This is a genomic window from Halogranum roseipondis, from assembly GCF_059695585.1.
The window spans coordinates 1,157,940-1,183,127 of record NZ_CM185235.1 but is presented as its reverse complement, the minus strand read 5'-3'; the positions used below and the strand labels follow the sequence as shown (position 1 = coordinate 1,183,127).

Sequence of the window (25,188 nt, the reverse complement as noted above, 5' to 3'; positions counted from 1 at the left end):
ACGTTCGGGAGGATAAACCTCCTGTTTGTCGACGGCCAGCGGCCGGTGGCACCGCTCGTACGTGTCGAAAACGGAGAAAAGTCGGGTTCGCTAGAAGGGGGCCTGCGGACCTTCGTCGGTGCTTCCGCCGTCGTCGTCGCTGGTCTCGCCGGGGAACGAGGGGCTCATTCCGCCGCTGTCGTTCATCCCACCGTCGCCTCCCATCCCCGTCTCGGCGTGGACTTCGTTGATCTCGGGGATCTCTTTGACCATCCGTGTCTTGATCGCCTGAATGGTCATCGGCGAGATACCGCAGCCCGAACAGGCGCCGCCGAGGAGGATGGTGACCTCGCCCGTCTCGCGGTCGAGGTTCTGGATGGCGGCGCTCCCGCCGTGCATCTGGATCTGCGGGAAGTTCCGGCGCAGGAAGTTGGTGACGCGGTCTTTGAGGTCGTCTGTGTCCTGGCTCTCCGTGCTCATGCTCCGGGGTTGGGCGTCTGCGTTCTTAGGCCTTTGGTTCGCGCGTGCGCGCGTCTTCAGTTGTTATCCCGCTCGACGCCGAACACTCGGTGTAACTCGGCTTCGATCTCGTCGACGTACCGCTCCAGCGTCGTCTCCACCTTCTCGTCGTCGACGACGATGGCCGTCAGCCGCTCGGTCGGATTCTCGGGGAGTTGCACGTAGAACTCGCCGTCCTCGTAGAACGGTTCGGACTCGTTGAGGATCTGCTGGTCGATGCCGTGGATGAGCTCGGAGTCGTACCGTTCGTTCATCGTCTCGAAGGCGTTCTTGTACGCTCGCTGGAGCTGTTGGAAGTAGTGAACGTACTTGTCCTCGAACTTCTCGGGGTCGAACTCGGTCATATTCGGGAGTTCGCGGGCAGAGAGAAAAGTCGGACGATTGGCCGCGGCGGAGATTTCGTATCGTACACTGTGATTTATGACGGGGCCGTCGCCTCGAATTACCCTGTCTACGCAATCGGGGATCTCGGGCGCTGGGGCGCCGCACCTCGCTGATACCGCCACACCTCTCCGACACCGTCGCTGCGACGCCACTCGGGAGACGGGCGACCTCCGATCGCTCGCCGCAGAGCGACACCGACGCGTAGCCCGGAGGGTTCCGAGGACGACGTCCCCAGATCGGGACTGGCCCGCGTCCGCCGTCGACTGTTGCTCACCGCGTGGCACGAACTCGGTCGGAGGTGTCGCTCCGAACACGGTCGACCTCCTGCGATAGTCGGAGCTCCGTGCTCCTCGTCCGCTGGAACCGTCGATAACCCGGTTCTCGGCGCAGCGGGCGCGACGATAGCTAACTCGTGTCTGTCACTCCGGTGAATCCCATAACGCGATACAAAAGCAGATCACTGACGGCGACCGTCGCTACGGAACCGTCGATCCGACCACACGGACGCTCACCTCGTCGACGAACTCCTTGCTCCCGTTGGCGGCGACGATGGTCGCCGACTCGCCGACGGGGAGGAGGACGCTCGAGACGCTCGTCTGTCCGGCGTCGACCGTCCCCGCCCAGGTGCTGCTGCCGTCGGAAGCGACGGTCGTCAACCCCCGGACGTTCGACTCCTTGGCCCCGCTCTCTGTGAGTTTCACCGTCGCAGTCGCCGTACTCGCCGTCCACGACTCCGAGAGCGACACGGAGTCGAAGACGTCCGACGACTCGACGCCCTCGGTCTCGAGCCGTAGCCCCGTCGTGACACAGCCTGCGGTTCCGACAGAGAGGGCGGCAACCCCGCCAGCGAGATAGTGACGTCTCGACAGACCCTTCACCTCAACTTCGTCGTTCGCGTCGTCGTCAACCATAGCTCTACTCGACGTGACGCACAACAACCTCGTAAGGCCGCCGGCCGATTTCTCAGCTCAACTGCTCGCCGACGAGTCGGTCGGCCTCGGCGACGAACGCCGCTCGCTTCCCCGCGGGAATCGTCGCGCCGGCGGCGACGTCGTGACCGCCACCGTCGCCGCCGACGTGTCGGGAGGCCTCGCGCATCACGACCGAGAGGTCCAACCCCTCTCCGGTGAGGAAGTGGCTACCCCGAGCGGAGACCTTCACCTCCCCGTCGTCCTTCTCGGCGAACGCGAGGATGGGTCTGCGGCGGCTGATTCCGTCCGCCCCGACAGCCATCCCGGCGACGATGCCGACGATGGTCTCGCGGATGCGCGCTCCGGCGTCGAACCACTGGACGTGTTCTTCGACCGTGACGCCCTCGGTCTTCACCCACTGGAGCCCCTCCGAGAGGTTCCGCCGGTGGTTTCGCAACAGCTTCCGCGCGCGGTCGAGCGCCTCCCCGCGGTCGCCGAGACAGACCGCGAGACCGACGTCCGCCCGGTCGTAGCGGGCCGTCGCGTTGAGGAGCGTCGAGAACTCGCTGACGTCCCGGAGTTCGGTCCCCTCCTCTTCGTCGACGAGGCTGTACGTCGTTCCGACGAGCGTGTTCACCCGCTCCGGCGGGACGCCCTTCGAGACGGCGCGCTTGATGAGCGCGCTCACGACGGTTTGGCGTTCCTCCTGTGTGAGGTCGACCCACCGCTTCCACTCGCCGTCGGCCTTCAAGTCGAGTCCGAGGTCAGAGAGGAAGGCGATAGAGCCGTTCTCGTCGTTCGAGACGCCCGGTATCCGGAGTTCGCTGGCGTACTCCAGCAGTTTGGGGAGGGGACGCGTCTGCCGACCGTAGAGCGCGAGGTCTCTCGCGGGGTCGAGAACCCCCGCCTCGACGCCCTCGGCGACGATTCCCTCGTTGGCTCCCTGTAGGCCGTCCTCGGAGTCCTGCATGTCGCCGACCGCGCCGACGACGGCGAGCGCGGCGAGATCTCTGTTGTCTCCTCCCTCGGGTTCGAGCGCCCGTGCAAGGACGTAACTCGCCCCCGCACCCGACAGTTCGCTCGCCCCGTCGATGCCGAAGAGCAAGGGGTTGAGGTGGAACTCGGTCTCAGCATCGGCGGGCTGGTGGTGGTCGGCGACGACGGGCGTGAAGTCGCCCGCCGCCTCGTGTTCGGCGACGACGTCGAGTTGGCCGCTCCCGAAGTCGGTGAACAGCACCGTCTCGTGGTCGGTCGCCGCGATGGCGGCGATCTCCTCGGCGTCGAGCTGTTTCGAGAAGACGGTGTCGAACGGGATACCCGCGCGTTCGAGTGCCGACGACGCGACGGCGGCGCTGGTGAGTCCGTCGGCGTCGATGTGCGAGGCGAGGAGTACGGAGTCGGCCTCGCGCAACCGGTCGGCACACGCCACCGCGCGGTCGTGAAGTTCGGGAACGGGACCTGCCATCACTCCCGATTGGGGCGGTTTCGGATTTAAACGCTCGCTCTCTGTGTGGTCGTCGCCGCCGGAACGGTCATACCACCGTCGGCCGACTGTCCGCACAGATGGCTCCGCCCGTGCGTCCGTCGGTGGCGACGATGACCGCCGAGGACGTCGTCTGTCTCCACTGGCCGGTCGACGCCGACCTGCTCCGTCCCCGGATACCGACCCCGCTCGACCTGTCGCTGTTCGACGAGACGGCGTGGCTCTCGGTCGTCGCGTTCCGCGCGACCGACCTGCGACCGCGCGGAACTCCCACACGGTTCGGTCGGTCGTTCGCCGAACTCCGACTCCAGACCTACGTCTGGCACCGGGGGACCCGCGGTCGGTACGTCTTCAGCGTCGACGCCGGCGACCGGCCCGTCGCACACCTCTTCCGACTCACCTCGCGGATCCCCTACGCGGCCGCCGACGGCCGCGTCGAACGGGACGACGACGGCGTCCACGTCGTCAGTCGCCGCGACCAACTCGGGACGCCGCCGGCGACGTTCGAGGCGACGGTGACGCTCGACCGGGAGTCGAGTGCCGCCGACGGCCGCGGTCGGGACCGCTGGGTCGGCGAGCACGGTCGCGTCTTCGGTGCGGCGGGCGGGACGCTGTGGGCGCTCGACGTCGACCGCGAGACGCCGGCGTTCCGGCCGGCGACGGCGACCCTCCGGGAGAACACGCTGTTCGACGCCGCGGGCCTTCCAACGCCGTCTACCGATCCGGCCGTCCGATACTCCCCGTCGTGGCCGATGCACGCGTCGCTGCCGTGGCTGGTCCGTCGGTGAGCCGTCGTTGTGACTCCTGTCGACTCCTGCCGACGCGGCGGTCACAGTCGCCAGAGCACGCCGACGAACAGCACCGTCGCCGCCAACGTCGTCCCAGTCAACAGCCCCCAACCGATCCCGTAGCCGCCCGTCTCGACCAGGTAGCCGAACAGCGGCGGGGCGACGAGTCCCCCCGTGTTGATGGCCGTCTGTCCCCCGGCAGTCGCGCCGCCGATGTCGTCGCCGTCGACGAGTTCCGAGAGACACGAGTAGAAGACGCCAGTCGACCCGTGGACCGAGAGGCCGAGACCCACGAACAGGCCGACGACGACGGGGAGCGACCACTCGCCACCGGCGAGGGCGCCGAACAGGAGGATCGAGACGCCCATCTGTCCGAGCGCGACGGTGGCCGCCCCTCTCGCGCCGCCGAGGCGGTCCGCGAGGCTGCCGGCACCGATGCGGCCGACGCTCCCCGTCACCTGCGTCAGCGCGAGGACGATACCGCCCGCGGCGGCGCTCGCTCCCACGGCGTCCTGCACGTAGAGGACGGTGTAGCCCAGCATCGAGAAGATGGACGCGCCGACGAACAGTCCCGCCGCGACCAGCAGGACGTAGGCGCGATTGTCCCACAGTCCCGAGAGATCTGGTAGCGAGAACTCGCCGCTCCCGTGAGAGCCGTCGTAGAGCGCGACGAAGCCGAGCGCGTAGCCGCCGGCGAGCGCCGCGACCACCCAGAACCCCACCTGCCAGGCCGCGACGGCGGCGACGCCCGTGACGACCAGCGACGCCGCGCCGCTGCCGGCGGTGACGCCGACCTGCTTCAGTCCCATCGCGAGTCCCTGTCGCCCTGGCGGCGAACTGGTGACGATAGCACGGTTCGAGGCGGGCATCGCCGTCGAGTAGGCCCCCCCGAGCACCGCGCCGGCACCCAACAGCAGGCCGTAGGAGGGTGCTAGCGACACGCCGACGGCGGCGACGGCCAGCGCCGCGAGGCCGACGATCATCAACCGCTTCTCGCCGAAGCCGTCGACGGCCGCGCCGCTCGGGAAGAGCATCACCGTGTAGCCGAGCAGGGCGGCCGTCAGGAAGACGCCGACCAGCGACTCCGAAAGCGAGAAGGCGTCGCGGACGAACCCGGTCGCTGCGAAGATAGTGTAGTAACAGAGGCTCGCGGCCGTCTGCCAGCCGGCGACCGTCGCCACCGACCGCCAACTCCTCGACGCACTCGTCACGTTCGACTCGGTTGCCACTGTTCGGGAATCCGGGGCTGTGCGGGGTAAACGTGACGAGTGCGGCCGGGATTTCTGGTTTGTCTACCTCTCTGCTGACTCGTCGCGAACTCGGAGCGTTGCTCGCGGTCCCGGTTCCGATCGATAGTGGTGCACAGAAGTCTCAATCCATCCGATCGGCGTGCTTCCATACGATTGATAGACTCGTCGTGCTGAAGAGAGGGCGCGTCTGTTTCACTCCTCGTGAGCTGATTGTGAGTGTCTATGCCGTTCTTCCAGCGCTTGATGTTTCCCTCTGTAGTATAGCCAAAACACGATTGCGAGGGTAATTGGGAAGAACACGATTGCAGCGATTGCTACTGGCGGGAAGAGGATGACAATCGCCCATGTTCTCCACGAGACTAAGGTGTCGCGGGGCATGCGTGTACTTTCTTTCAGAGACGTATGTGTTCTCTGCCCCTCGTGACAGACACACCCTCCGTATGTGTCACGCACCTCCTGACAACTTCCCGAGGATAGACAGAGTGACTGTCTGAATCCTTTTGCTAACACCTATCACTCACCCTCGTTGAAGACCTCGCGTACGTGGGTCGCCGCACAGGGGCGACGAAGCCACGCCTCACAGTGATCTCCCGGTTGTTTCACCACGGCTTCGACGTCGACCACTCCCCGGACCTTTATCCGCGAGAGTGCCTCACCTTCTCCCGTGCTCGGTATCGTTCCCGACCTCCAGACGCTCGCGCTCTACCTCGGCGCGGCGGTCGCGCTCGTCCTCGCGCCCGGCCCGGACACGATCTACGTCCTGACTCGCGGGATACAGGGCCGGTCGGCGGGCGTCCAGTCGGCGCTCGGCGTCAGTACGGGCGTCCTCCTCCACACGCTCGCCGCGGCGCTCGGACTGGCGGCGCTGCTCCGCGCCGCGCCGGCCGCCTACGAGGTGGTCAAGTACGCCGGCGCAGCCTACCTGGTCTATCTCGGCGTGCAGGCCGTCCGGAGCGACGAGTTCGCACTCGAGGAGGGGTCCGATCCGACGAACAGCTACCTCCGCGGCGTCGCGGTCAACGCGCTCAACCCGAAGGTGGCGCTGTTCTTCCTCGCCTTCCTCCCGCAGTTCGCCGGTAGCGGCCCCGACGCGACCGGTCGGATGGTCGTCCTCGGCGTTCTCTACGCGCTGATCACGGCGTTCTATCTCTCGGCCGTCGCGCTCGCGTCGAGCCGCGTCCGCCGCGTCGTCGCAACCGACCGGGTTCGGTCGAAACTACAGTGGGGGGCCGGCAGCGTGTTCGTCGCGCTGGGGCTGTCGGTCGCCGTCGGCGGTCGGTAACTACTCGTCGGCCAGTCGCCAGACGTCGATGTCGTCGCCCGTCTTCGGGTCGCGGTCCGCCGCCGCCTCGAACGCCTCCCTGACCTCCGTCTCGGCGGTGTCGAGGTCGGCGTCGTCGACGTCGAGCGCGCCGAGGAGAATCGGCGCGCCGCTCCCCCGTGCCGCCGGCGAGTCCTCGAGGACGCTACCGTCGCGTCCGATCGCCCGGATGCGGGCGACGCCCTCCTCGTCGGGACCGGCGACGATCGCCTCGACGCCCTCGTCGGCGGCGATCGACGACGCTCTCGTCGCCAGCGGGTCGACGGTCATCTCGCCGCGCTCCGTCCGGTAGGAGCGGACCTCCTGGTCGAATCGACGGACGAACTCGTCGACGCCGCCGGCCGGTCCGTGACAGACTGCGGCCACCTCGTCGTCGACGACGACGAGTCGTTCCCGCGACGTGCTCTCGACGCGGTCGTCCTGGACGAGCAGTCGGTCCGCGGCCAGCAGTGCGCCGTCCGTACATTCGACACCGACGATGGTACTCATACCCCAGACGACACTCGCGAACGCAAAGAGTGCTGTTGCCGTTCGCGCGTCGACCGTGAGCTTTGACTGCCGGTGGCTCGAACGACGGGTATGAGCCGCTTTCAGAACACCCGCCAGCCCGACTGGGACTGGTGGGGTGAGCTGTGGGACGATCCACACGCGACGCTCCGTGCACTCGACGTCGAGCAGGCGTCCTCGGTACTCGATCTCGGCTGTGGCGACGGCTTCTTCACGATCCCGCTGGCCGAACTCGTCGACGGACCGGTCTCCGCCGTCGACCTCGACGAGGACCACCTCGAGCGCGTCCGTTCGGCGGCCGCCGAGGCCGGTGTCGACGTAAACACCGTCGCGGGCGACGCGCGAGAACTCCCGTCGCTGCTGGCCGAACGCGTCGACTACGTTCTGTTGGCGAACACGTTCCACGGCGTCGACGACCCGGCGTCGCTCGCCGCGAGCGTCCGAGCGGTGTTGCGACCGGATGGCCGCTTCGGCGTCGTCAACTGGCACGACCGTCCCCGCGAGGAGACGACCGTCGCGGGCGAGGTTCGCGGCCCGCCCGAGGAACTGCGACTCTCGCCGGAGGCGACCCGCGAGGCGATCGAACCGGCCGGGTTCGACCACGTCGAGACGGTGGAACTCCCGCCCTATCACTACGGCGTCGTCTTCGAGCGACGCGACTAGTTGAAGAAAAAAGCACGGAGAGAGCGAACCGAACGCCTACTCCTCGTCGGCGAGGAGGCTCGACACCAGCGCTTCGGGGTCGAACCGTTCGAGGTCGCCGTACCCCTGTCCCGTCCCGAGGAAGAGGATCGGCTTGCCCGTGACGTAGGCGATGGAGATGGCCGCCCCACCCTGCGAGTCGGCGTCGGCCTTCGTGAGGATGGCGCCGTCGATCTCGGCGGCCTCGTCGAACTTCTTGGCGCGTTGGACCGCGTCCTGACCGGCGACCGCCTCGTCGACGAACAGCGTCATGTCCGGGTCGACGACGCGGTTGATCTTCTCGAGTTGGGCCATCAGGTCGTTGCTCGTGTGGAGCCGACCCGCCGTGTCGCCGAGCACGACGTCGACGTCGTGTGCCTCGGCGTACTCGACGGCGTCGTAGATGACCGCCGCCGGGTCGCCGCCCTGTTCGTGGGCGATGAGTTTGCGGTCGAGGTTCTCCGCGTGCTTGCGGATCTGCTCGTTCGCACCGGCTCGGTAGGTGTCGCCGTTGGCCATCACCGACGAGAGGCCGCGGCTCTCGAGGTACTCGCTCATCTTGGCGATCGACGTCGTCTTGCCGACGCCGTTGACGCCGGTGAAGATGACGACGACCGGTTTGTCGGCCTGCTGGATGCGCTCCTCGAAGTCGAACTGTCCGACGCTGATGACGTCGAGCAGCGCGTCGTGCAGCGCCTCCTCGACGAGTTCCGCGGTCGTGTCGACCTGCTTGCGGGACTCGCCGATCATCTTCTCGCGGATGGTCTCGAGGATGCGCTCGGCGACGTTCATCTCGACGTCGCTCTCCAACAGCGCCATCTCGAGGGCCCACAGCGGCTCTTCGAGGTCTTCCTCCTCGATGATGATGCGGCCGGTGGCGAACGCCTTCGCTCGCTTGAACCGACTGACGGTACTCTCGTCGTCGGCCTCGTCTTCGCCGCCTTCGACCGCGTCGGGGTCGGTGTCCCGCTCCGAACGGATCCCGACGGCCTCGGCCGGTTCGGCGGCCGCCCCGGCGGCCTCGTCGACCTCCTCGTCGACGAGCGACTCGGTGGACGCGGTCGCGTCCGTCTCCGTCGCGACGGCGTCGTCGCCCTCGTCGCCGACGTCTTCCGTCTCGGTCGGGGACGCGTCGGTGTCGACGTCTGTCGGCTCGGCTTCGACGTCGGCCGACGCCGCATCGACGTCGGAGTCGGCCTCGGCTTCGGCGGTCGCGTCCGCTTCAGCCGCGGCTTCGGCGTCGACCGCCTCCTCGACGTCGGCCTCCTCGGCCTTCTCCTCGGCGGTCTCCTCGACGTCTTTGCGGAAACTGTTGAGCTTCTCCTTCAGTCCGTCGAACATCGGAGCTTACTCGTCGTCGCTCTCGTCTTCCTGCATCTGCTGCATCTGCTGCATCTGCTGTTGCTGCATCTGCTGTTGCATCTGCTGGGCCTGCTGTTCGAGCTCCTGGCTCTCCTCTTCGAGCCCTTCGACCTCGCCGCGGAGTTCGGCGATCTGCTCGTCGAGCAGGTCCTGACGGCGGTGGAGCGCTTCGATGGCGTCGTCCTGCTGCTGCTCGGCCGCGTAGCCGCCGCCGAGCGAGACGATGACCTCGTCGATGTTCTGGACGTCCGCGCGGAGGTACGCGCCGCCGCCGAGCGGAACCTGCACCGTCGAACCGGTCTCGAGCGTCTCGATGGCCTCGACTGCCTCGTCGATCTCGTTCTTCTCCGTCTCCAGCTCCTGGATCTCGCCTTCGACCTCGTCGATCTCCTCGTCGATCGCCTGCAGTTCCTGCGAGAGCTGCTGGAGCTGCTGCTGACCGCCACCCATCATGCTGCGGTCACCTCCGAGACCTCGACGTGGGTGCGCTTGAGCCCGTGTTCGCTGCCGAACCGCGAGAGCACGTGTTCGCTCGCGACGTTCTCGTTCGTTGCTTCGACCTGTTTCGTGAATGGCTTCCAGCCGTCGCGTGACCGGAAGCGACCGCTCACAGTAAACTGACTCATAAATAGGGTTGCGAGAGCGAGCGGGAAGTATCTTCCTACTCGGCTTTCGAAGCGGGACCGTCAGTCGATGAAGCCCAGCGTGTCTTCAATGCGGCCGATCTCGGGACCGGTCGTCTCCTCGCCGACGAGGTAGCCGGCGTCGTTGACGACGAGTCCGGAGCCGACGAGCGGCGCACCGTAGTTGACGGTGCCGATGTCCGCGTGGACGTCGAGATGCGCTTCGAGCGCCTCGAGTTCGGGTTCGTTGGACTTCGGGTGACAGAGGACGCCGCGGTTGTTCGCGACGGCCGCTGTGCCGACGGTGCGGACGCCGCCGAGGTCGCCGTGTTCGACGGGAACCTCGAGCGCCTCCTTCACCGCGTCGACCGCCTCGTCGCCGAGGTCGGGGTGGACCCACGCGCCGTAGTCGTTCGCGAGGACGACGTTGCCAGCGGCGTTGATGCGGCCGGGGAGGTCGACGACCGGGAGGCCGGTGGCGTCGGCGATGCGGTCCTTCTCACGGTCGGTCGCCCGACTGGAGACCAGGATACCGTTCTCGTTGCCGGTGGCGAGCGCACCGACGGTACCGGAACCGCCGACGTTGGTGCCGACGACCGGGACGTCGAACTCCGCTTCGAGGTCGGCGACGAGTTCGTCGCTCAGGTCGGGGCGGACGAGGACGACGTCGTCGGTCGCACGCGTGAAGACGCCGACGTACGACGATCCGGCGAAAGAGGCGCGAAGCACCGTTATTCGGCCGTCTCAGCCTCGACGACCGCTTCGCCTTCTTCTTCGAAGCGCGCAGCGCGCACGCGAAGCTTCTGCGGCGGGGACTGTCGTCCCTGCGACCAGACGGTCTCGTTGATGCTGGGGTCGAGACGGACGTCGCGTTCGTCGACCTTGAAGTGCTTCGCGAGGTGCTTGCGGACCTCCTTCATCGCGCGGTCGGCCTGTTCCTGTTTCGGTGCCTGCTTCACGCCGCGGAGCGGGACGGTGACGACGCGCTCCTCGAAATCACTTGCGCTCATGGCTTACTCGTCAGTGTTGCTTCGCCGCCAGTTGCGACGCTTGGGGTTTCGCGTGACTTTCATGTCGGTCTTCATCATGACCCACGCCGGGACGCGGCTGTTCTGACGCTCCAGCTTTGCCAGACGCTTCTTCTTGGCCTTCGATTTCTTACCCATAGTAGGACAGAGTTCCCCTGCGCGCCATAAAGAGTTGTTCCTTTCACTCGGTCGTCGCGGCGAGGACACGGCGTGCGTGGCCAGAACAGCCAAACCTGTCGCGGCCAACCGTGTTACCATGGCACGCGCATTCCGTGGCGAGGACAGAGGGAAGACCGTCGTCGACGACGAGGGGAACGCGGTCGGCACCATCTCGCTCGTCGACGACGACCACGCGGAGATGGATGCGACGCCGGATCTCACGGGGGCACTTCGTGACTTCCTCGGCTGGGGCGACGACGACGACAGCGGTCGCCTCGAACGCGACCACGTCGACGAGATCGGCGAGGACGAGGTCCGGTTGCGGAACGTCAGAGGCTGAACCGCGTCACCGTCTCGTAGGTCGGCCCGTCGGGCGTCAACGTACTCTCGGTGAGTCGGACCTGCTCGACCCGAAACGATCCGAGGTTCGGTGGGTCCCCGCCGACGACCCGCTGGACCGTCTCTTTGCCGCGAGCGTCTTTCATCCGTCCGAGCGTGACGTGCGGCGTGAACTCGTGGTCCTCGGCGTCGAACCCGATGGCGGTCGTCTCGCGCTCGACGGCCTCGTGGAGACGCGTCATCTCGTCGGCCCCGTCGTCGACGCCCGCCCAGACGACGCTGATGTAGTCCAGGCTCGGGAACACGCCCAGTCCCGCCACCGTCGCCTCGAACGGACCGACGTCGGCCGCGTCGACGGCGGTCTCTATCGCCTCCTCGACGTCGGCCAGGCGGTCCTCGTCGACGTCGCCGAGGAACTTGAGCGTGACGTGGGCCTGCTCGGGGTCGACGAGCGTGAGTCCTTTGGCGTCGCGGAGCGGTCCTTGGACGTCGGCGACGGCGTCGGCGAGCGCGTCGGGGAGGTCGATGCTGACGAACAGACGCATGGGTGAGTGTCACGCGTCGGAGCGAGTAAGCTTCTGTGGCGGACGGTCACGACGCGACCTGTGACGTAGGGCTTAACCACGGTGACCGCCAAAGCCGCGGTATGAGCGACGACCGCGACCGACCGCACCAGTTCTCCGAGGGACAGGGACTCGACGAGGACTACGAGGAGTTCACGCTCGACCCGCCGGAGCTCACGATCGACCCGACGAAGGTCGACCCGGTCGACTCACACGTGCTCGCCGACCTCCTCGACGAACGGAACGTGACGCAGGACGACGTCGACGTCCAGAGTCTCGTCGACGTCGGCCTATCGTACATGCAGATCAACCGCTTCGAGGAGGCCACCGAGGCGTTCGACCGTGCCGCACGGTTCGCCGAGGACGACTCCCTCGACGAGCAGGAGGCGTGGGTGAACAAGGGGGCCGCACACGCCCAACTCGAGGAGTACGACGACGCGATCGGCGCCTACCGGGAGGCGCTCCGCATCGACGACGACTCCGAACACGCCGCCTCGGCGCACACCAACCTCGCCTACGCGCTGTGGGAGTGGGGCCACACCGAGGACGCGCTCGAACACGCCGAGCGCGCCGTCGAGGTCGACCCGCGGTTCCCGCAGGCGTGGTTCAACCGCGGCTTCTTCCTCGCGGAGCGCGGGCTCCACGAGGAGGCCGTCAACGCCTACGACAACGCGCTCCGTCTGGGGATGCGGAACGTGAACGTCCTCGAAGAGAAGGCCCGCGCCCTGGAGGAGCTGGGTCGCGAGGGGGAGGCCGAGGAACTGGTCGAACAGGCCGAGGAGATGCGCGAGGAGGCCGAGCGCGAGATGGTCGAGGAGTACTAGATGCTACTGAAGGAGCGTGAGACACCCGAGGGACTGCTCGTGTCGGTCTGTGACCCCGACTGTCTCGGCGAGACGTACGAGAGCGGCGAGGTGTCGCTGACCGTCACGGAGGACTTCTACGGCGGCGACGAGGCCGAGAGCGCAGACGAGGACGCGGTCGTCGACAGCCTCCACCGGGCCACCGTCGCCAACCTCGTCGGCGAGGAGACCGTCCGCGTGGCTATCGAGGCGGGCGTCGTCGACGAGGAGACCGTCCTCGACCTCGAGGGAACGCTGCACGCGCAGTTGCTCTGGTTGCGGTAGAGAGGACTGGACGGGTCGTCGCCTCCGTCACACGGTCGAGCGGTCGGGCCGACGGGACTGTTCTCGCTCGCTTTCGGTACCCACCAGCGATTGACTCGGGCGACGAGCGTAACTGGATCTGGTTCACACGGGCTCGCACGACCGAAGACGTGTTATCCCCACAGTTCGTAGCCGTCCTCAATGAAAGCGCAGGAGTCGTACCCTATCGACGTCGCGGCCATCCGTGAGGATTTCCCCGTCCTCGCGCGGAAGGTCGGTGGGGACGTGACCACGCCCGGTGAGGGCGAGGGCGACACGGAACCGTTAGTGTATCTCGACAACGCGGCGACGAGTCAGACGCCGAAACAGGTCGTCGACGCCATCGTCGACTACTACTACGGCTACAACTCCAACGTCCACCGCGGCATCCACCAGTTGAGTCAGGAGGCCTCGGTGGCCTACGAGCAGGCGCACGACCGCGTCGCCGAGTTCGTCGGTGCCGACGGACGCGAGGAGATCGTCTTCACGAAGAACACCACCGAAGCGATGAATCTCGTCGCCTACGCGTGGGGGTTGAACGAACTCGGTCCGGGCGACCGGATCGTCCTCACGGAGATGGAGCACCACGCCTCGCTCGTCACGTGGCAGCAGCTCGCCAAGAAGACCGGCGCGGAGGTGAAGTACGTCCGCGTCGACGACGAGGGTCGCCTCGACATGGAGCACGCGAAGGAACTGATCGACGAGTCGACGAAGATGGTCTCGGTCGTCCACGTCTCGAACACGCTTGGCACGATCAACCCCGTCGACGAACTCGCCGACATGGCCCACGAGGTCGGCGCGTATATCTTCGTCGACGGCGCGCAGTCGGTCCCGACGCGACCCGTCGACGTCGGCGACATCGACGCCGACTTCTTCGCCTTCTCGGGACACAAGATGCTCGGTCCGACGGGGATCGGCGTTCTCTACGGGAAGGAGGCGATCCTCGAGGAGACGGAGCCGTATCTCTACGGCGGCGCGATGATCCGGCGCGTCACCTACGACGACGCGACGTGGGAGGAGCTGCCGTGGAAGTTCGAGGCCGGGACGCCGAACATCGCACAGGGGATCGGTCTCCACGCCGCCGTCGACTACCTCGACGACGTCGGGATGGAGAACGTCCAGCGACACGAGGAACTGCTCTCGGAGTACGCCTACGACCGGCTGAGCGAGTTCGACGACATCACGCTCTACGGGCCACCGGGCGACGACCGCGGCGGACTGGTCGCGTTCAACCTCGACAGCGTCCACGCACACGACCTCTCGAGCATCCTCAACGACTACGCCGTCGCCATCCGCGCCGGCGACCACTGTACCCAGCCGCTCCACGACAAACTCGGCGCGGCCGCCTCCGCGCGGGCGTCGTTCTACATCTACAACACGCGCGAGGAAGTCGACGCGCTGATCGAGGCCGTCGACGGCGCGAGAGAGTTGTTCGCCTGAAGCGGCGTGAGTCACGCGCTCCTCCGTGAGCGCGGACCTCCTGCCGCGGAAGTGCCGCCTGAAGCGGCGTCGACCTCGCGGCCCTCTGTGGCCGCGGACTCGCTGCCGCGGAAGTGTCGCCTGAGACGGCACTGCTCACGCGCTCCTCCGTGAGCGCGGACCCGAACGAACCGATCCGATCCGTTCCGTGTCGTTTTATCACGACTCGCCGACTCCCCGGAGCTATGACTTCACCCACGCTCTCCTGTGTCGCCTGTGGCGAGACCGTCGACGAGTGGACGGCGGCGCGCTGTGCCTGTGGCGAACCGCGCTGGATCGACGTCGACGCCGACGACTTCGATTGGGACGACGTCACCGACGAATCGGGCATGTGGCGCTACGGGTCGCTCTTGCCCGTCTCGTCGCCAGGCGGACTCGGCGACGTCGCGGGCGACACGCCGCTCGTCCGAGCGTCGAGACTCGACGACGTCGCCGGTGCGAACGTCCACGTGAAGTACGAGGCGGCGAACCCGACGGGGAGTTTCAAAGACCGCGGGAGCGCCGTCGGCGTCGCGTGGGCGCTCGACCAGGGCGTCGACACCGTCGGCACCGTCTCGCACGGCAACATGGCGATGAGCATGGCCGCCCACGCCGCCGGCGTCGACCTCGACTGCGTCGTCCTCGTTCCGGCGGACATCCCGGCCGAGCGGTTGGGAAACATCGCCCAGTACGACCCGACGCTCGTCCGCGTCGACGGCGACTACGGGAAACTCTACGAGCGGTCGCTCCGACTGGGCGAGCAGACCGGCATCGAGTTCGTCAACTCCGACGCCCCGCTCCGCGTCGAGGGGCAGAAGACGACGGTCGTCGAGATCGTAGCGGCGTTCGCCCCCCACGTGCCGGACGCGATCGTCCTCCCCGTCAGCAGCGGCGGACACGCAAGCGGCGCGTGGAAGGCCGTCCGCGAACTCCGCCGGGCGGGAGCCATCGACCGCGTCCCGCGGCTCTACTTCGTGCAGGCCGCCGCCTGCGCACCCATCGCCGAGGCGTTCGAAAGCGGCGCGGACGAGGTGACGCCCGTCACTGCAGAGGAGACCGTCGCCTACTCCATCGCCAACGCGAACCCACCGAGCGGGAACCGGACGCTCGCGGCGGCACGCGAGACGGACGGCGCGGTGCTCGCGGTCGACGACGAGGAGATTCTGACCGCCCAGCGGGCGTTCGCCGCGCGGGCCGGACTCACGGTGGAGACGTCGTCGGCGACGACGCTGGCGGGCGCGAGACGACTGGTCGAGTCGGGAGCGATCGGGACGGACGAGGACGTCGTGCTCGTCGCGACCGGCAGCGGGTTCAAAGAACGCGGGACGGGCGAGACGCCCGACGTGGAGACGGTCGCGCTCGACGACCTCGAGACGGTGCTCGAGCGAGCGCGGTAGTCGGCCCCGTGGAGACCCCGTACCCCGGAATCCTTTTACAGCGCACTCACCTACGAACGCCCAACTATGGGCATGGGCTCCGACATGTATCGGCAGCAGATTCTCGACCACTACAAGAACCCGCGCAACTACGGCGAGATGGAGGACCCCACCTTCTCGCACGTCGGGGAGAACCCCTCCTGCGGCGACACGATCAAGATGGACGTCCGACTAGAGGACGACGGCGAGACCATCGAGTTCGTCTCCTTCTCCGGCGACGGCTGTGCCATCTCGCAGGCCAGCGCCAGCATGCTCTCGCAGAAACTGCCGGGGACGACGCTCTCCGAGCTGAAGGAGATGGACCGCGACGACGTCGTCGACATGCTCGGCGTCGACATCAGTCCGATGCGCATCAAATGTGCCGTCCTCGCAGAGAAGGTCGCACAGGACGGCGCGAAGATCTACGAGGGCGAGATCGACCTCGACAAGACGAAGACCGAGGACTGAGCGGCGTCTCTTCGGCTTTTTCTCTCCTTTCGACTACCCACTGAGAGCCATCTCTGGCGCGTGGCTCTCCGGCGTTCATCGCCGGAAACCACTCGTGCGAGGTTCTCGTGAGTGAAACGAACGAGAGGCAGCAAGAGCTTCGCTCTTTCGAGGGATGACCGAGCGAGTGTGACGAGCGAGCGAATCGGCTGGGGAGGCTGTGGTGCGGTTCGGGTGTCCTCGGGAGCAGTGCGGAACCGAAGGTTCCGCTGGCAGCCGGCGCACAACACCGGCGACGAGGCGAACGAGGGCTTGGAAGGGCTTGCTCCGCCAGTGGGACTGAAAGCGGACGCACTGTCGGCGTCTCCGCGAACGAAGTGAGCGGATGGCACGAAAGACGAGCGGAGCGGGTGTTTCTGAGAACCCCGGTATCTCAAGCACCGCAGCGAAGTGAGGAGCCCAGAGCGTACCGCGGGAGTCGACAGTGCGTGGGCTCTCGAAACGGTTCACACAGGTTGTGATCGTTAGAACGAGAAGCTATCCGCTCACCGTCACGAAACCAACCCGACACGCGAAGGGAGAAAACCGGGGGGGAAGAACGGAAAATCAACCGAAACCGAAGGCCCTACTCGGGCTTCAGCCCGCCGTCCTGCACGCGCATGACGGCCTCACCGTCGGCGAGGTTCGGTGCGTCGACGAGGCGGACGATCCGCTTGTCGCCCTTCGACTTCCGGAGGTAGATCCGGAACGTCGACTTGTGGCCGAGGATGTTGCCACCGATCGGCTGGGTCGGGTCGCCGAAGTAGGAGTCGGGGTTCGAGGCGACCTGGTTGGTCACCAGAATCGCGGCGTTGTAGAGGTTGCCGACGCGGTCAAGGTCGTGGAGGTGACGGTTGAGCTTCTGCTGGCGGTCGGCGAGCTGACCGCGGCCGACGTACTCCGCACGGAAGTGCGCCGTGAGCGAGTCGACGCAGACCAGTCGAACCGGCCACTCGCTGTCCTCGTGTTCCTGGGCGAGTTCCTCGGCCTTCTCGGCCAGCAACATCTGGTGGTTGGAGTTGAACGCCTTTGCGACGTGGATCTTGTCGAGCATGTCGGAGATGAGCTCGTCCATCGCGTCCTCGTCGTCGGGCGAGCCCTCGATCTCGCGGTCGTCCATCGCCGCCTGCAGCACCTCGTCGTCGAGGCCGCGGACCATGTCGTCGATACGCTCGGGACGGAACGTGTCCTCCGAGTCGATGAAGATGACGCTGCCGCGGAGCCCGCCCGCCTCCTGCGGAAGCTGGACGTTGACGGACATCTGGTGGGTGACCTGCGACTTGCCGGCACCGAACTCACCGTAGGCTTCGGTGATCGACTGGGTCTCCAGTCCGCCGCCGAGGAGGTCGTCGACCTCCGGAATCTGCCAGCTGAGTTTGCCGATCTGCTGTCGGTGTTCGAGGACGGCCGTCCCGGTCTCGAACCCGCCGATGTCGGCGGCGTTCTGCGCGGCGCGGACGATGTCGCTCGCCGTGCTGTCACCGACGTCTGCCTTCGTCGCGAGGTCCGAGGGACTCGCCACGGCGAGGCTCTCGTAGGTGTTGAAACCGGCGTCTGTGAGCTTGTCTGCGGTTGCGGGGCCAACTCCGGGGAGGTTCTCGAGGTCGTCGTCTGCCATCGTACTCACGGCTTGTGCCCGTCCGCACATAAACCCTCGTTAACAGCAGAGTGAAAGTGAAACTGGCGGACGGCGTGGGTCTCGACAGCACGCGCTGGCGGAGGTTTAGATGCGGAGAGCGCGCCGTCGACGGGCGGGAGGGAACGAGGGGAAGAGAGAGCGTCGGGTCGTCGCGAGGCTCTCGACGGGGACCGGGAGTGAGAGCGAGAGTGAGTTCGTCGCTACTCCCAGGGGTGGCCGTCGGGCGTGTCGGGCCACAGCGGGTACCAGTACTGCTCCTCGCTTTCGATCCCCAACTCGCCGTCGAGGGCGGTCTCGAGTTTGAACTCGAGTCGTTGGTCGCGCTCGTGGCCGCGCTTCGGCGCGAAGGGGTAGTACTTCCCGCGGCGGAACGAGTAGATCCAGTACGCTCGGGAGTCGTCCTTCCAGAAACCGAAGACGGCAGCCAGCAGGCGAGAGCCGTACCCCTGTTCGATGAACTCGTCGGCCGCGAAGTGGATGCTCGTGACGAGGTCCTCGGGGTCGTCGTCCTCGAGGACGACCCAGTGGTAGCCGTGGTCGTCGGCGTGGCGACTGAAGACGGTTCCCGTCTCCTCCTCGCCGGCGGCGAGGATCGCTTCCACCTGGTCTAAGGTCTCGGCGAAGTCGGTGCTGTCGACGGAGGAGAAACAGAGCGCCGCCTCGCCGGCGGGGTCGAAGCCGAGGTCGGCCTCCATCGTCAGATACGCAGTGCTCATCCCGAAGAGGTCCTCGGGGTCGGCCGCGCGGGTCGCGTCGGCCTCGGCGCGGAGTCCCAGCGCCGAACGAAGCGAGTCGAACAGTCCCATACGCCACTCTGGGAGCGCGGGGGCCTTAGGTCGTTTCCACGTCGAGTCGACGAAAAGAGGTAGAGCGTGCCGAGGTGGTGAGTCGAAGCGGTGAGTCGAGAGAGCAGTCGTTACCGTCCTTCCATCTCCTTCTCGAGTTCGCGGAGTTTCGCGACGCGCTTCTCGGTGCTCGGGTGCGTGCTGGCGATCTTGCCGATGAAGCCGCTCTTGATCGGGATGATGAAGAACGCGTTCATCTCCGCCTGCTCGCGCATGTCCTCCTTCGGCACGTTGTCCATCCGCCCCGAGATCTTCAGGAGCGCGGAGGCGAGCGCCGAGGGCTTCCCGGTGATGACCGCGCCACCGCGGTCGGCGGCGAACTCGCGGTAGCGCGACAGCGCCCGGATGAGGATGAACGAGATGATCCACACCACGAGCGACAGCAGGATGGCGACGATGACCGGTACACCGCCCTCGCGACGGTCGCCACCGCCGAAGAACCAGCCCCAGCGGACGACGAGGAACGCGATCGTCGAGAGGAACGACGCGATGGTCATGACCGCCACGTCGCGGTTCTTGATGTGGGCGAGTTCGTGGGCGATGACGCCCTCTAGTTCGTCCTGATCGAGCGTCTGCATGATGCCAGTCGTGACACAGACGGCCGCGTTCTTCTGGTTGCGGCCCGTCGCGAACGCGTTCGGGATGCGGGAGTCGGCGACGGCGACCTTCGGTTTCGGCAGGTCGGCCTGCTGGGAGAGTCGCCCGATCGTCGCGTGCAACTCGGGGTACTCCTCCTCCGACACCTCTTTCGCCCCCATGCTGTAGAGCGCGAGTTTGTCGCTGAAGAAGTACTGGACGGCGAGGAACGGTACCATCAGTACGAGGAACCCTACGTATCGTGTCTGCGAGATGACGGCCGCGAACACGAGATAGAGGGCGAACAGGAGGAACATGGTGAGGGCCATGCGACCCCTGAGTCCCCAGTCCGGTTTCCAATCCATGCGCGTCTCTAGCCACTCCGACGTATAAACGCTGCCGGAGTTGGCCGTTTGCTGGCACGACGCACAGACCTCGACGCGGCTCGAACCGCAGAGTGTGAACGGCCCCCGTGTCACACGGCAACATATTCCTGCCGAAAAAATATTATAATTAGGGGGAGAACGGTTGAGTATGGCAACACGCCAGACAGCCACCTCGGAGAACCACAAGTGTAGCTGTGGACAGACGTTCGCCACGACCGAGGACCTCGTCGCACACGCCCGGCGAGAACACGGGCTGTGGGCACACTGACGCTCCCGCTCGACGCCCGGACGTAGCGCCCGACGCACTGCCGCCACACCAGCCTACTTGTTCTGCGCGCCCGACGCCACGCGTATGACCGAAACCGTACTCGTGACCGGCGGACTCGGCCGCTCGGGCCGCTGGCTCGTCGACGGCCTCGCCGACGACTACACGGTCGTCTGTGTCGACGTCGACCACCCCGGCTTCGAGATCGACCCGCGCGAGAACGTCGACTTCCGCGCGCTGGATCTCACCGACCGCGGGTCGACCTTCGATCTCGTGACCGACGTCGACCCCGACGCCGTCGTTCACTGGGGCGCGATTCCGGCCCCCGAACGCCACGCCGGCGGCGACGTCTTCGAGAACAACACGCTCTCGACCTACAACGTCCTCGTCGCGGCGGGCCGCGTCGATGCCCGCGTCGTCTGGGCGTCAAGCGAGAGTTCCTACGGCTTCCCGTTCGCCCGCGAGAAGACACTGCCCGACGAACTCCCTATCACGGAGGACCACGCCCAGCGCCCCGAGGACCCCTACGGAACCTCGAAAGTCGTCGGCGAGGAGGTCGCGAAGATGGTCGTCCGCCGGAACGACGTCTCCGTCACCTCGATTCGGCCCTCGTGGATCCAGTACCCCGGCGAGTACAACTGCCGCGGGCTCCCGAGCGTCGACTGGGACGACCCCGCCGACCTCGAGGCGGGCGCGGGGAACTTCTGGTCCTACGTCGACGTCCGCGACGTCGTGAGCCTCGTCGCCGCCGCGCTCGATTCGGATCTCCCGGGCCACGAGGCGTTCCACGCCGCGGCGGCGGAGAACTATCTCGGCAGTTCCACGACGGAAGCGGTCGGAGCGTTCTTCGACCGACTGCCCGAGGGCTGCGACCTCGACGGCGACGACTCGGCGCTGTCGACGGCCAAGGCCGAACGCCTGCTCGACTGGGAGCCGAAGCACTCGTGGCGCGAGGCGGCCGACGAGGACGTCGACGACCCCGTCCTGTACACGTAGCAGAACCGTGGGCGATTCGCCGCCTATTTTCGAGGGAGTCACGTCCGGTCGGACATGGAAACGATCCTCGTCACCGGCGGCCGCGGGAAGTCGGGCCGCTGGCTCGTCGACAGCCTCGCCGACGACTACCACACTGTCTGCGCCGACGTCTCGCATCCCGGCTTCGACGAACAGGGAGCGAAGGGGATCGAGTTCCGCGCGCTCGATCTGACCGAACGCGGAGCCGTCTTCGACCTCGTCACCGACGTCGACCCCGACGCAGTCGTCCACTGGGGGGCCATTCCCGTCGCCGGGCGACATCCGGGCGGCGACGTCTTCGAGAACAACACGCTCGCCGCCTACAACGTCCTCGCGGCGGCGGGCAGAGTGGGTTCGAGAGTCGTCCAGGCGTCCAGCGACGGTGCCTACGGCTTCTTCGGCGCGGCCGAGACGCCGGTTCCCGACGAACTACCCATCTCCGAGAGACACGCCCTGCGCCCGGAGGACGACTACGGCCTCTCGAAGGTCGCCGCCGAGGAGATCGCGAAGTCCGTCGTCCGACGCGACGGCGTCTCCGTCGCCTCCATCCGCCCGACGTGGATTCAGTACCCTGGCGACTACCCCTGCCGCGACGAGGGCTACACCTCGAACCTCGAGGCGGGCGCAGGCAACTACTGGTCCTACGTCGACGTCCGCGACGTCGTGAGTCTGGTGGCGGCCGCACTAGAGGGGGCGAAGGACGGGAGCGTCGAGGGTCACGAGGCGTTCAACTGCGCCGCCCCGGACAACGCGCTCGGGCGCGAACTGACCGCGTTGCTGCGGGAGTGCTACGGGTCGCTCCCCGAGGACTGCTCGGTCGAGGGCGACGCGTCGGCGTACTCGGTCGCCAAAGCCGAGGAGATACTCGGGTGGACACCAGCGCACTCGTGGCGCGAGGCGGCCGACGAGGACGTCGACGACCCGGAGCTGACGGGCTGAGACGCGAAGCCGAACCGATTCGGGAGGCACGGTGAGTCCCCTCGAACCACTGACACCGAGGTGGTTCACCGACGTTCCGGGCTTTCGAGATCCATCGCCCGGATCTGTTCCTGAGAGCGAGCGCGGATCGTCACCTCCGCTACTCGCTTCCGAGTGGTCTCGGACACCGGAGAGCGAGGTCGCTGTCTCTGCGGTTTCGGGGTGGTCATACTCGCACCGTCACTCCCACCTCTCGTCGAAGCGAGGACCGCGTGTGATCGTCCCCGTCTCGCTGTCCCAGTTGATGAGCCTCGCGTCGTCGAGTTTCGGGAGGTGGTCGTCGTACAGCCGCTGTTTGAGGACGTCCGGCTCTTCGGCACGGCCGTCGAAAGACGGCGAACCGATACTGATGCCAGTCGCCGAATCGGCCTTGGTCAGCGCCACGAGGATACGGTACTGATACGGGTGATCGAGGAAGTCGTCGAAGCGGTTCTCTGACTCTGCAGTCGTCTCGGCGCTCTCGTTGGGATACATAGATGTTCGGCGTCTGTTGCGGACACGAAGCTGTGATGCGTCCCGCGCGACAGTCGCGCGCAGAGAAGGGGAGAACGTCCGACGGATGTCCCGTTTCAAGTGCCTCTTCGACGGTCCGAAGGCGGCGAGCGCACAGTGTGAGACTGTGGTCCGTACTCGCTAGAGGGCGACAGAGACGGATGTAGTTGGTGGTAGTTCGGACTGAGGGAGACGGCACCACGTGTTGCACTGTCTTATCGCAGTGGAGCACCAAGTGCGGGTATGTCACGATACGAGGCCACCTTCGAAGTCGACTCGAAGACGGATTCGTACGCCGTCAGACGCATCCTCGAGCGCCTGTACGACACGGTTCGAGAGGAGTCACAGAAGGTCAGAGACGGCGCTGACGACGCAGACGAGTTACTCCGTGAGTTCGAGACGCTCCGCGATGCGGCAGAGCAGCCGACGGCGGGGAAGTTGACGATCCGGTACGAACGGTACGACGACGAGTCGAACGACTGAGCCGTCCGAAACGGAGGTGACCATCCCACCGATGTTCCGCGACGAGTTCCAGCGAGCGGAGAGACGCACAGCGCAGTCGACAGCGGAACAGATACCAGCCCTTTTCCCCCGTTGGACCCTCCTTCGAGTATGTCTTTCTTCGTGCCCCCCCTGCTAGTACAGGGTGTGGCCTCGACTCCGGTGACGGTGGATATGGTGGTCGTCTTCGCGCTCATTCTCCTCGCGCTCGTCCTGTTTGCGACCGAGTGGCTCCCGATCGACGTCACCGCGATTCTGGTGATGGTCCTCCTGATGATACTCGAACCGTGGACGCAGATCACCCCCCGCGAAGGCATCTCGGGGTTCGCCAGTCCCGCGACGATAACCGTCCTCGCGATGCTCATCCTGAGTACGGGCATCAACCGCACCGGCATCGTCCAGCGGCTCGGACAGAAGATGGCCACGTTCGCCGGCACGAGCCGACCCAAACAGCTCGCGGCGACCATCGGCATCACTGGCCCCGTCTCGGGGTTCATCAACAACACGCCGGTCGTCGCGATCCTCGTCCCGGTGATCGCTGATCTCGCACACGAGGGGAAGACGTCGCCGTCGAAGCTGCTCATGCCGCTGTCGTTCGCCTCGATGCTGGGCGGCACCCTCACCGTCATCGGGACGTCGACGAACATCCTCGCGAGCGACATCGCGGCCCGACTCGGCGCCGAGTCACCCGGACTGGAGCTGCAGGCGTTCGGGATGTTCGAGTTCACGAAACTCGGCGTCGTCGTCTTCGTCGTCGGTGCACTCTATCTCATGACCGTCGGCGTCCGCCTGCTCCCCGAACGGGTTCCGGTCGAGGATGACCTCGTCGAAGAGTACGCCCTCCAGGAGTATCTCGCCGACGTCGTCGTTCCAGCGAACTCGTCGCTGATCGGGCAGACCGTCGGCGAGGCGTTGGGAGACGACGAACTCGACATCGACGTTCTGCAGCTGATCCGGTACGGCGAGCGGTTCTCCGAACCGCTTGCTCGCAAGGAGATCCACGAGAACGACACGCTCCGAGTGCGGACGAATCGCGGGACGCTCGAACGGATCATGGACGCGGAGGGACTCACCTTCCTCGGCGGCCCACGAAGCGAGAGCGATCTGCACGAAGACGACGAAGAACCGGTTCTCGTCGAGGTCGTCATCCCGTCGGGGTCGTTCCTCGTGGGAGAGACGCTCGCCAGTTCGACGTTTCGACAGCGCTACGACGCGAACGTCCTCGCCTTCCGGTCGCGTGGTGAAGTCGTCCGCGACCGGTTCGAGGACATCCGGATCCGCGTCGGAGACACGCTTCTCGTCCAGGCACCGCCCGACAGTCTGACGCGTCTCGTTCAGAACGAAGATTTCATCGTCGCCCACGAGTTCGACGACGTGAACTACCGGTCGGAGAAGATCCCGTTCGCAGTCGCCATCATCGCCGGCGTCGTGGCGCTGCCTGCACTGAACGTCCTCCCGATCGTCGTCTCCGCGCTCGCCGGCGTGGTGGCGATGATCGGGACGGGCGTCCTCAAGCCGAACGAACTCTACAAATCCGTCGAGTGGAACGTGATCTTCCTCCTCGCAGGGGTCATCCCGCTCGGAACGGCACTCCAACAGACCGGAGCGGCGTCGCTCGTCGGGGACGCCGTCGCCTCGACGGCGACGTTCCTCCCGGCGATCGGCGTGCTGTGGGTCTTCTACGTCGCGACCGGACTCCTGACGAGCGTCATCAGCAACAACGCGAGCGTCGTGTTGATGATTCCCGTCGCTGCCAGCGCCGCGCAGTCGATCGGCGCGAACGCGTTCGCGTTCGTCCTCGCCGTCACGTTCGCAGCCTCGACCGCGTTCATGACGCCGGTCGGCTACCAGACGAACCTCTTCGTCTACGGGCCCGGTGGCTACACGTTCTCGGACTTCCTCCGAGTCGGTGCCCCCCTACAGTTGCTTCTGTCGGTCGTCACCGTGCTGGGCATCGCGTTCTTCTGGGGCGTCCGCGTGTAGGTCACAGTCGTCGACGGGAGAACTGCCGATCCCACGGAACGCCGTGCTGATTGTGCCGAACGAGGTACCGTCTCCCCGTAGAACCGACACTCTGGTCGAGCGTCTACG

Annotated in this window: 30 protein-coding genes; 13 read left to right on the top strand and 17 right to left on the bottom strand. The window is 66.5% G+C overall.

The genetic code is table 11. The annotated features are described in order from the left end of the window. Positions 1 to 90: 90 nt before the first annotated feature. The 4 genes from EOHIBHHM_RS06430 to recJ form a co-directional block, all read right to left on the bottom strand. Positions 91 to 459, bottom strand: coding sequence for a NifU family protein (locus EOHIBHHM_RS06430; protein ID WP_497255718.1), 369 nt, complete (start codon positions 457 to 459; stop codon positions 91 to 93). A 56-nt stretch (positions 460 to 515) separates the two neighbouring features. Then, positions 516 to 842, bottom strand: a complete 327-nt coding sequence (locus EOHIBHHM_RS06425) for a DUF5783 family protein (protein WP_497255716.1) — start codon at positions 840 to 842, stop codon at positions 516 to 518. A 516-nt stretch (positions 843 to 1,358) separates the two neighbouring features. Further along, positions 1,359 to 1,793 (bottom strand): hypothetical protein, encoded by a 435-nt coding sequence (locus EOHIBHHM_RS06420; RefSeq protein ID WP_497255714.1) that lies wholly within the window; start codon positions 1,791 to 1,793, stop codon positions 1,359 to 1,361. A 52-nt stretch (positions 1,794 to 1,845) separates the two neighbouring features. Next, positions 1,846 to 3,258, bottom strand: a complete 1,413-nt coding sequence (gene recJ / locus EOHIBHHM_RS06415; protein WP_497255712.1) for a RecJ family nuclease — start codon at positions 3,256 to 3,258, stop codon at positions 1,846 to 1,848. 98 nt (positions 3,259 to 3,356) lie between these two features. On the opposite strand from recJ, the gene EOHIBHHM_RS06410 reads away from it, so the two are divergent. Further along, complete coding sequence (locus EOHIBHHM_RS06410) at positions 3,357 to 4,064, top strand: YqjF family protein (RefSeq protein ID WP_497255710.1); 708 nt, start codon at positions 3,357 to 3,359, stop codon at positions 4,062 to 4,064. 41 nt (positions 4,065 to 4,105) lie between these two features. On the opposite strand, the gene EOHIBHHM_RS06405 is transcribed toward EOHIBHHM_RS06410, so the two are convergent. Then, entirely contained in the window at positions 4,106 to 5,293 is a 1,188-nt protein-coding gene (locus EOHIBHHM_RS06405) for an MFS transporter (protein WP_497255708.1), read from the bottom strand. Positions 5,294 to 5,978: 685 nt separating this feature from the next. On the opposite strand from EOHIBHHM_RS06405, the gene EOHIBHHM_RS06400 reads away from it, so the two are divergent. Beyond that, positions 5,979 to 6,596 (top strand): LysE family translocator, encoded by a 618-nt coding sequence (locus tag EOHIBHHM_RS06400; protein WP_497255706.1) that lies wholly within the window; start codon positions 5,979 to 5,981, stop codon positions 6,594 to 6,596. On the opposite strand, the gene EOHIBHHM_RS06395 is transcribed toward EOHIBHHM_RS06400, so the two are convergent. Then, entirely contained in the window at positions 6,597 to 7,124 is a 528-nt protein-coding gene (locus EOHIBHHM_RS06395) for an Ntn hydrolase family protein (RefSeq protein WP_497255704.1), read from the bottom strand. Between the two features lie 90 nt (positions 7,125 to 7,214). Between EOHIBHHM_RS06395 and EOHIBHHM_RS06390 the strand changes: the two genes are divergently transcribed. Then, positions 7,215 to 7,805 carry a class I SAM-dependent methyltransferase gene (locus tag EOHIBHHM_RS06390; RefSeq protein ID WP_497255702.1) on the top strand — a complete coding sequence of 197 codons (591 nt, stop codon included), beginning with the start codon at positions 7,215 to 7,217 and terminating at the stop codon, positions 7,803 to 7,805. A gap of 36 nt (positions 7,806 to 7,841) precedes the next feature. Here the strand turns inward: EOHIBHHM_RS06390 and ftsY are convergent, their stop codons facing one another. The 6 genes from ftsY to EOHIBHHM_RS06360 are packed head-to-tail and all read right to left on the bottom strand — an operon-like array spanning position 7,842 to position 10,974. Further along, positions 7,842 to 9,164: a signal recognition particle-docking protein FtsY gene (ftsY, locus tag EOHIBHHM_RS06385; RefSeq protein WP_497255700.1), complete on the bottom strand. Its 1,323-nt coding sequence runs from the start codon at positions 9,162 to 9,164 to the stop codon at positions 7,842 to 7,844. 6 nt (positions 9,165 to 9,170) lie between these two features. Further along, complete coding sequence (pfdA, locus tag EOHIBHHM_RS06380; RefSeq protein WP_497256935.1) at positions 9,171 to 9,635, bottom strand: prefoldin subunit alpha; 465 nt, start codon at positions 9,633 to 9,635, stop codon at positions 9,171 to 9,173. After that, positions 9,635 to 9,811 (bottom strand): 50S ribosomal protein L18Ae, encoded by a 177-nt coding sequence (rpl18a, locus tag EOHIBHHM_RS06375; RefSeq protein WP_089822620.1) that lies wholly within the window; start codon positions 9,809 to 9,811, stop codon positions 9,635 to 9,637. Before rpl18a ends, pfdA begins: the two co-directional genes overlap by 1 nt. A gap of 60 nt (positions 9,812 to 9,871) precedes the next feature. Next, positions 9,872 to 10,537 (bottom strand): translation initiation factor IF-6, encoded by a 666-nt coding sequence (locus EOHIBHHM_RS06370; RefSeq protein ID WP_497255698.1) that lies wholly within the window; start codon positions 10,535 to 10,537, stop codon positions 9,872 to 9,874. Positions 10,538 to 10,539: 2 nt separating this feature from the next. Beyond that, a complete protein-coding gene (locus EOHIBHHM_RS06365; protein WP_497255696.1) occupies positions 10,540 to 10,818 on the bottom strand; it encodes a 50S ribosomal protein L31e in 279 nt (92 codons plus the stop codon). A gap of 3 nt (positions 10,819 to 10,821) precedes the next feature. Then, the gene (locus tag EOHIBHHM_RS06360; RefSeq protein WP_497255694.1) at positions 10,822 to 10,974 is read right to left on the bottom strand and encodes a 50S ribosomal protein L39e; all 153 of its coding nucleotides are present in this window, start codon (positions 10,972 to 10,974) and stop codon (positions 10,822 to 10,824) included. Between the two features lie 118 nt (positions 10,975 to 11,092). Here EOHIBHHM_RS06360 and EOHIBHHM_RS06355 point away from each other — a divergent pair, with 118 nt between their 5' ends. Continuing rightward, positions 11,093 to 11,335 carry a DUF8593 domain-containing protein gene (locus tag EOHIBHHM_RS06355; RefSeq protein WP_497255692.1) on the top strand — a complete coding sequence of 81 codons (243 nt, stop codon included), beginning with the start codon at positions 11,093 to 11,095 and terminating at the stop codon, positions 11,333 to 11,335. On the opposite strand, the gene thpR is transcribed toward EOHIBHHM_RS06355, so the two are convergent. Further along, positions 11,325 to 11,879 (bottom strand): RNA 2',3'-cyclic phosphodiesterase, encoded by a 555-nt coding sequence (thpR, locus tag EOHIBHHM_RS06350; protein WP_497255690.1) that lies wholly within the window; start codon positions 11,877 to 11,879, stop codon positions 11,325 to 11,327. The genes EOHIBHHM_RS06355 and thpR overlap by 11 nt on opposite strands. A 101-nt stretch (positions 11,880 to 11,980) precedes the next feature. On the opposite strand from thpR, the gene EOHIBHHM_RS06345 reads away from it, so the two are divergent. From EOHIBHHM_RS06345 to EOHIBHHM_RS06325, 5 genes are all read left to right on the top strand, one after another. Next, complete coding sequence (locus EOHIBHHM_RS06345; RefSeq protein ID WP_497255688.1) at positions 11,981 to 12,721, top strand: tetratricopeptide repeat protein; 741 nt, start codon at positions 11,981 to 11,983, stop codon at positions 12,719 to 12,721. Further along, positions 12,722 to 13,024: a DUF424 domain-containing protein gene (locus EOHIBHHM_RS06340; RefSeq protein ID WP_497255686.1), complete on the top strand. Its 303-nt coding sequence runs from the start codon at positions 12,722 to 12,724 to the stop codon at positions 13,022 to 13,024. A 180-nt stretch (positions 13,025 to 13,204) separates the two neighbouring features. Continuing rightward, the gene (sufS, locus tag EOHIBHHM_RS06335; RefSeq protein WP_497255684.1) at positions 13,205 to 14,482 is read left to right on the top strand and encodes a bifunctional cysteine desulfurase/selenocysteine lyase SufS; all 1,278 of its coding nucleotides are present in this window, start codon (positions 13,205 to 13,207) and stop codon (positions 14,480 to 14,482) included. A gap of 224 nt (positions 14,483 to 14,706) precedes the next feature. After that, the gene (gene thrC, locus EOHIBHHM_RS06330; RefSeq protein ID WP_497255682.1) at positions 14,707 to 15,897 is read left to right on the top strand and encodes a threonine synthase; all 1,191 of its coding nucleotides are present in this window, start codon (positions 14,707 to 14,709) and stop codon (positions 15,895 to 15,897) included. 66 nt (positions 15,898 to 15,963) lie between these two features. Beyond that, on the top strand, positions 15,964 to 16,383 hold the full coding sequence (locus EOHIBHHM_RS06325) for an iron-sulfur cluster assembly scaffold protein (RefSeq protein ID WP_497255680.1): 420 nt from the start codon (positions 15,964 to 15,966) through the stop codon (positions 16,381 to 16,383). 604 nt (positions 16,384 to 16,987) lie between these two features. On the opposite strand, the gene radA is transcribed toward EOHIBHHM_RS06325, so the two are convergent. The 3 genes from radA to htpX all read right to left on the bottom strand — a co-directional run bounded on the left by radA (position 16,988) and on the right by htpX (position 19,826). Next, positions 16,988 to 18,019 carry a DNA repair and recombination protein RadA gene (gene radA / locus EOHIBHHM_RS06320; protein ID WP_497255678.1) on the bottom strand — a complete coding sequence of 344 codons (1,032 nt, stop codon included), beginning with the start codon at positions 18,017 to 18,019 and terminating at the stop codon, positions 16,988 to 16,990. 221 nt (positions 18,020 to 18,240) lie between these two features. Further along, the gene (gene pspAB / locus EOHIBHHM_RS06315) at positions 18,241 to 18,846 is read right to left on the bottom strand and encodes a PspA-associated protein PspAB (RefSeq protein WP_497255676.1); all 606 of its coding nucleotides are present in this window, start codon (positions 18,844 to 18,846) and stop codon (positions 18,241 to 18,243) included. A 110-nt stretch (positions 18,847 to 18,956) separates the two neighbouring features. Beyond that, a complete protein-coding gene (gene htpX / locus EOHIBHHM_RS06310; RefSeq protein WP_497255674.1) occupies positions 18,957 to 19,826 on the bottom strand; it encodes a zinc metalloprotease HtpX in 870 nt (289 codons plus the stop codon). 373 nt (positions 19,827 to 20,199) lie between these two features. On the opposite strand from htpX, the gene EOHIBHHM_RS06305 reads away from it, so the two are divergent. After that, positions 20,200 to 21,108 (top strand): NAD-dependent epimerase/dehydratase family protein, encoded by a 909-nt coding sequence (locus tag EOHIBHHM_RS06305; RefSeq protein WP_497255672.1) that lies wholly within the window; start codon positions 20,200 to 20,202, stop codon positions 21,106 to 21,108. Between the two features lie 54 nt (positions 21,109 to 21,162). Further along, positions 21,163 to 22,065 carry an NAD-dependent epimerase/dehydratase family protein gene (locus EOHIBHHM_RS06300; RefSeq protein WP_497255670.1) on the top strand — a complete coding sequence of 301 codons (903 nt, stop codon included), beginning with the start codon at positions 21,163 to 21,165 and terminating at the stop codon, positions 22,063 to 22,065. A 219-nt stretch (positions 22,066 to 22,284) separates the two neighbouring features. Here EOHIBHHM_RS06300 and EOHIBHHM_RS06295 read toward each other — a convergent pair whose 3' ends face one another. Continuing rightward, positions 22,285 to 22,578: a hypothetical protein gene (locus tag EOHIBHHM_RS06295; RefSeq protein ID WP_497255668.1), complete on the bottom strand. Its 294-nt coding sequence runs from the start codon at positions 22,576 to 22,578 to the stop codon at positions 22,285 to 22,287. A 261-nt stretch (positions 22,579 to 22,839) separates the two neighbouring features. On the opposite strand from EOHIBHHM_RS06295, the gene EOHIBHHM_RS06290 reads away from it, so the two are divergent. Next, on the top strand, positions 22,840 to 23,079 hold the full coding sequence (locus EOHIBHHM_RS06290) for a hypothetical protein (RefSeq protein ID WP_497255666.1): 240 nt from the start codon (positions 22,840 to 22,842) through the stop codon (positions 23,077 to 23,079). Positions 23,080 to 23,271: 192 nt separating this feature from the next. Further along, positions 23,272 to 25,080, top strand: a complete 1,809-nt coding sequence (locus tag EOHIBHHM_RS06285) for an SLC13 family permease (protein ID WP_497256933.1) — start codon at positions 23,272 to 23,274, stop codon at positions 25,078 to 25,080. Positions 25,081 to 25,188: the final 108 nt, after the last annotated feature.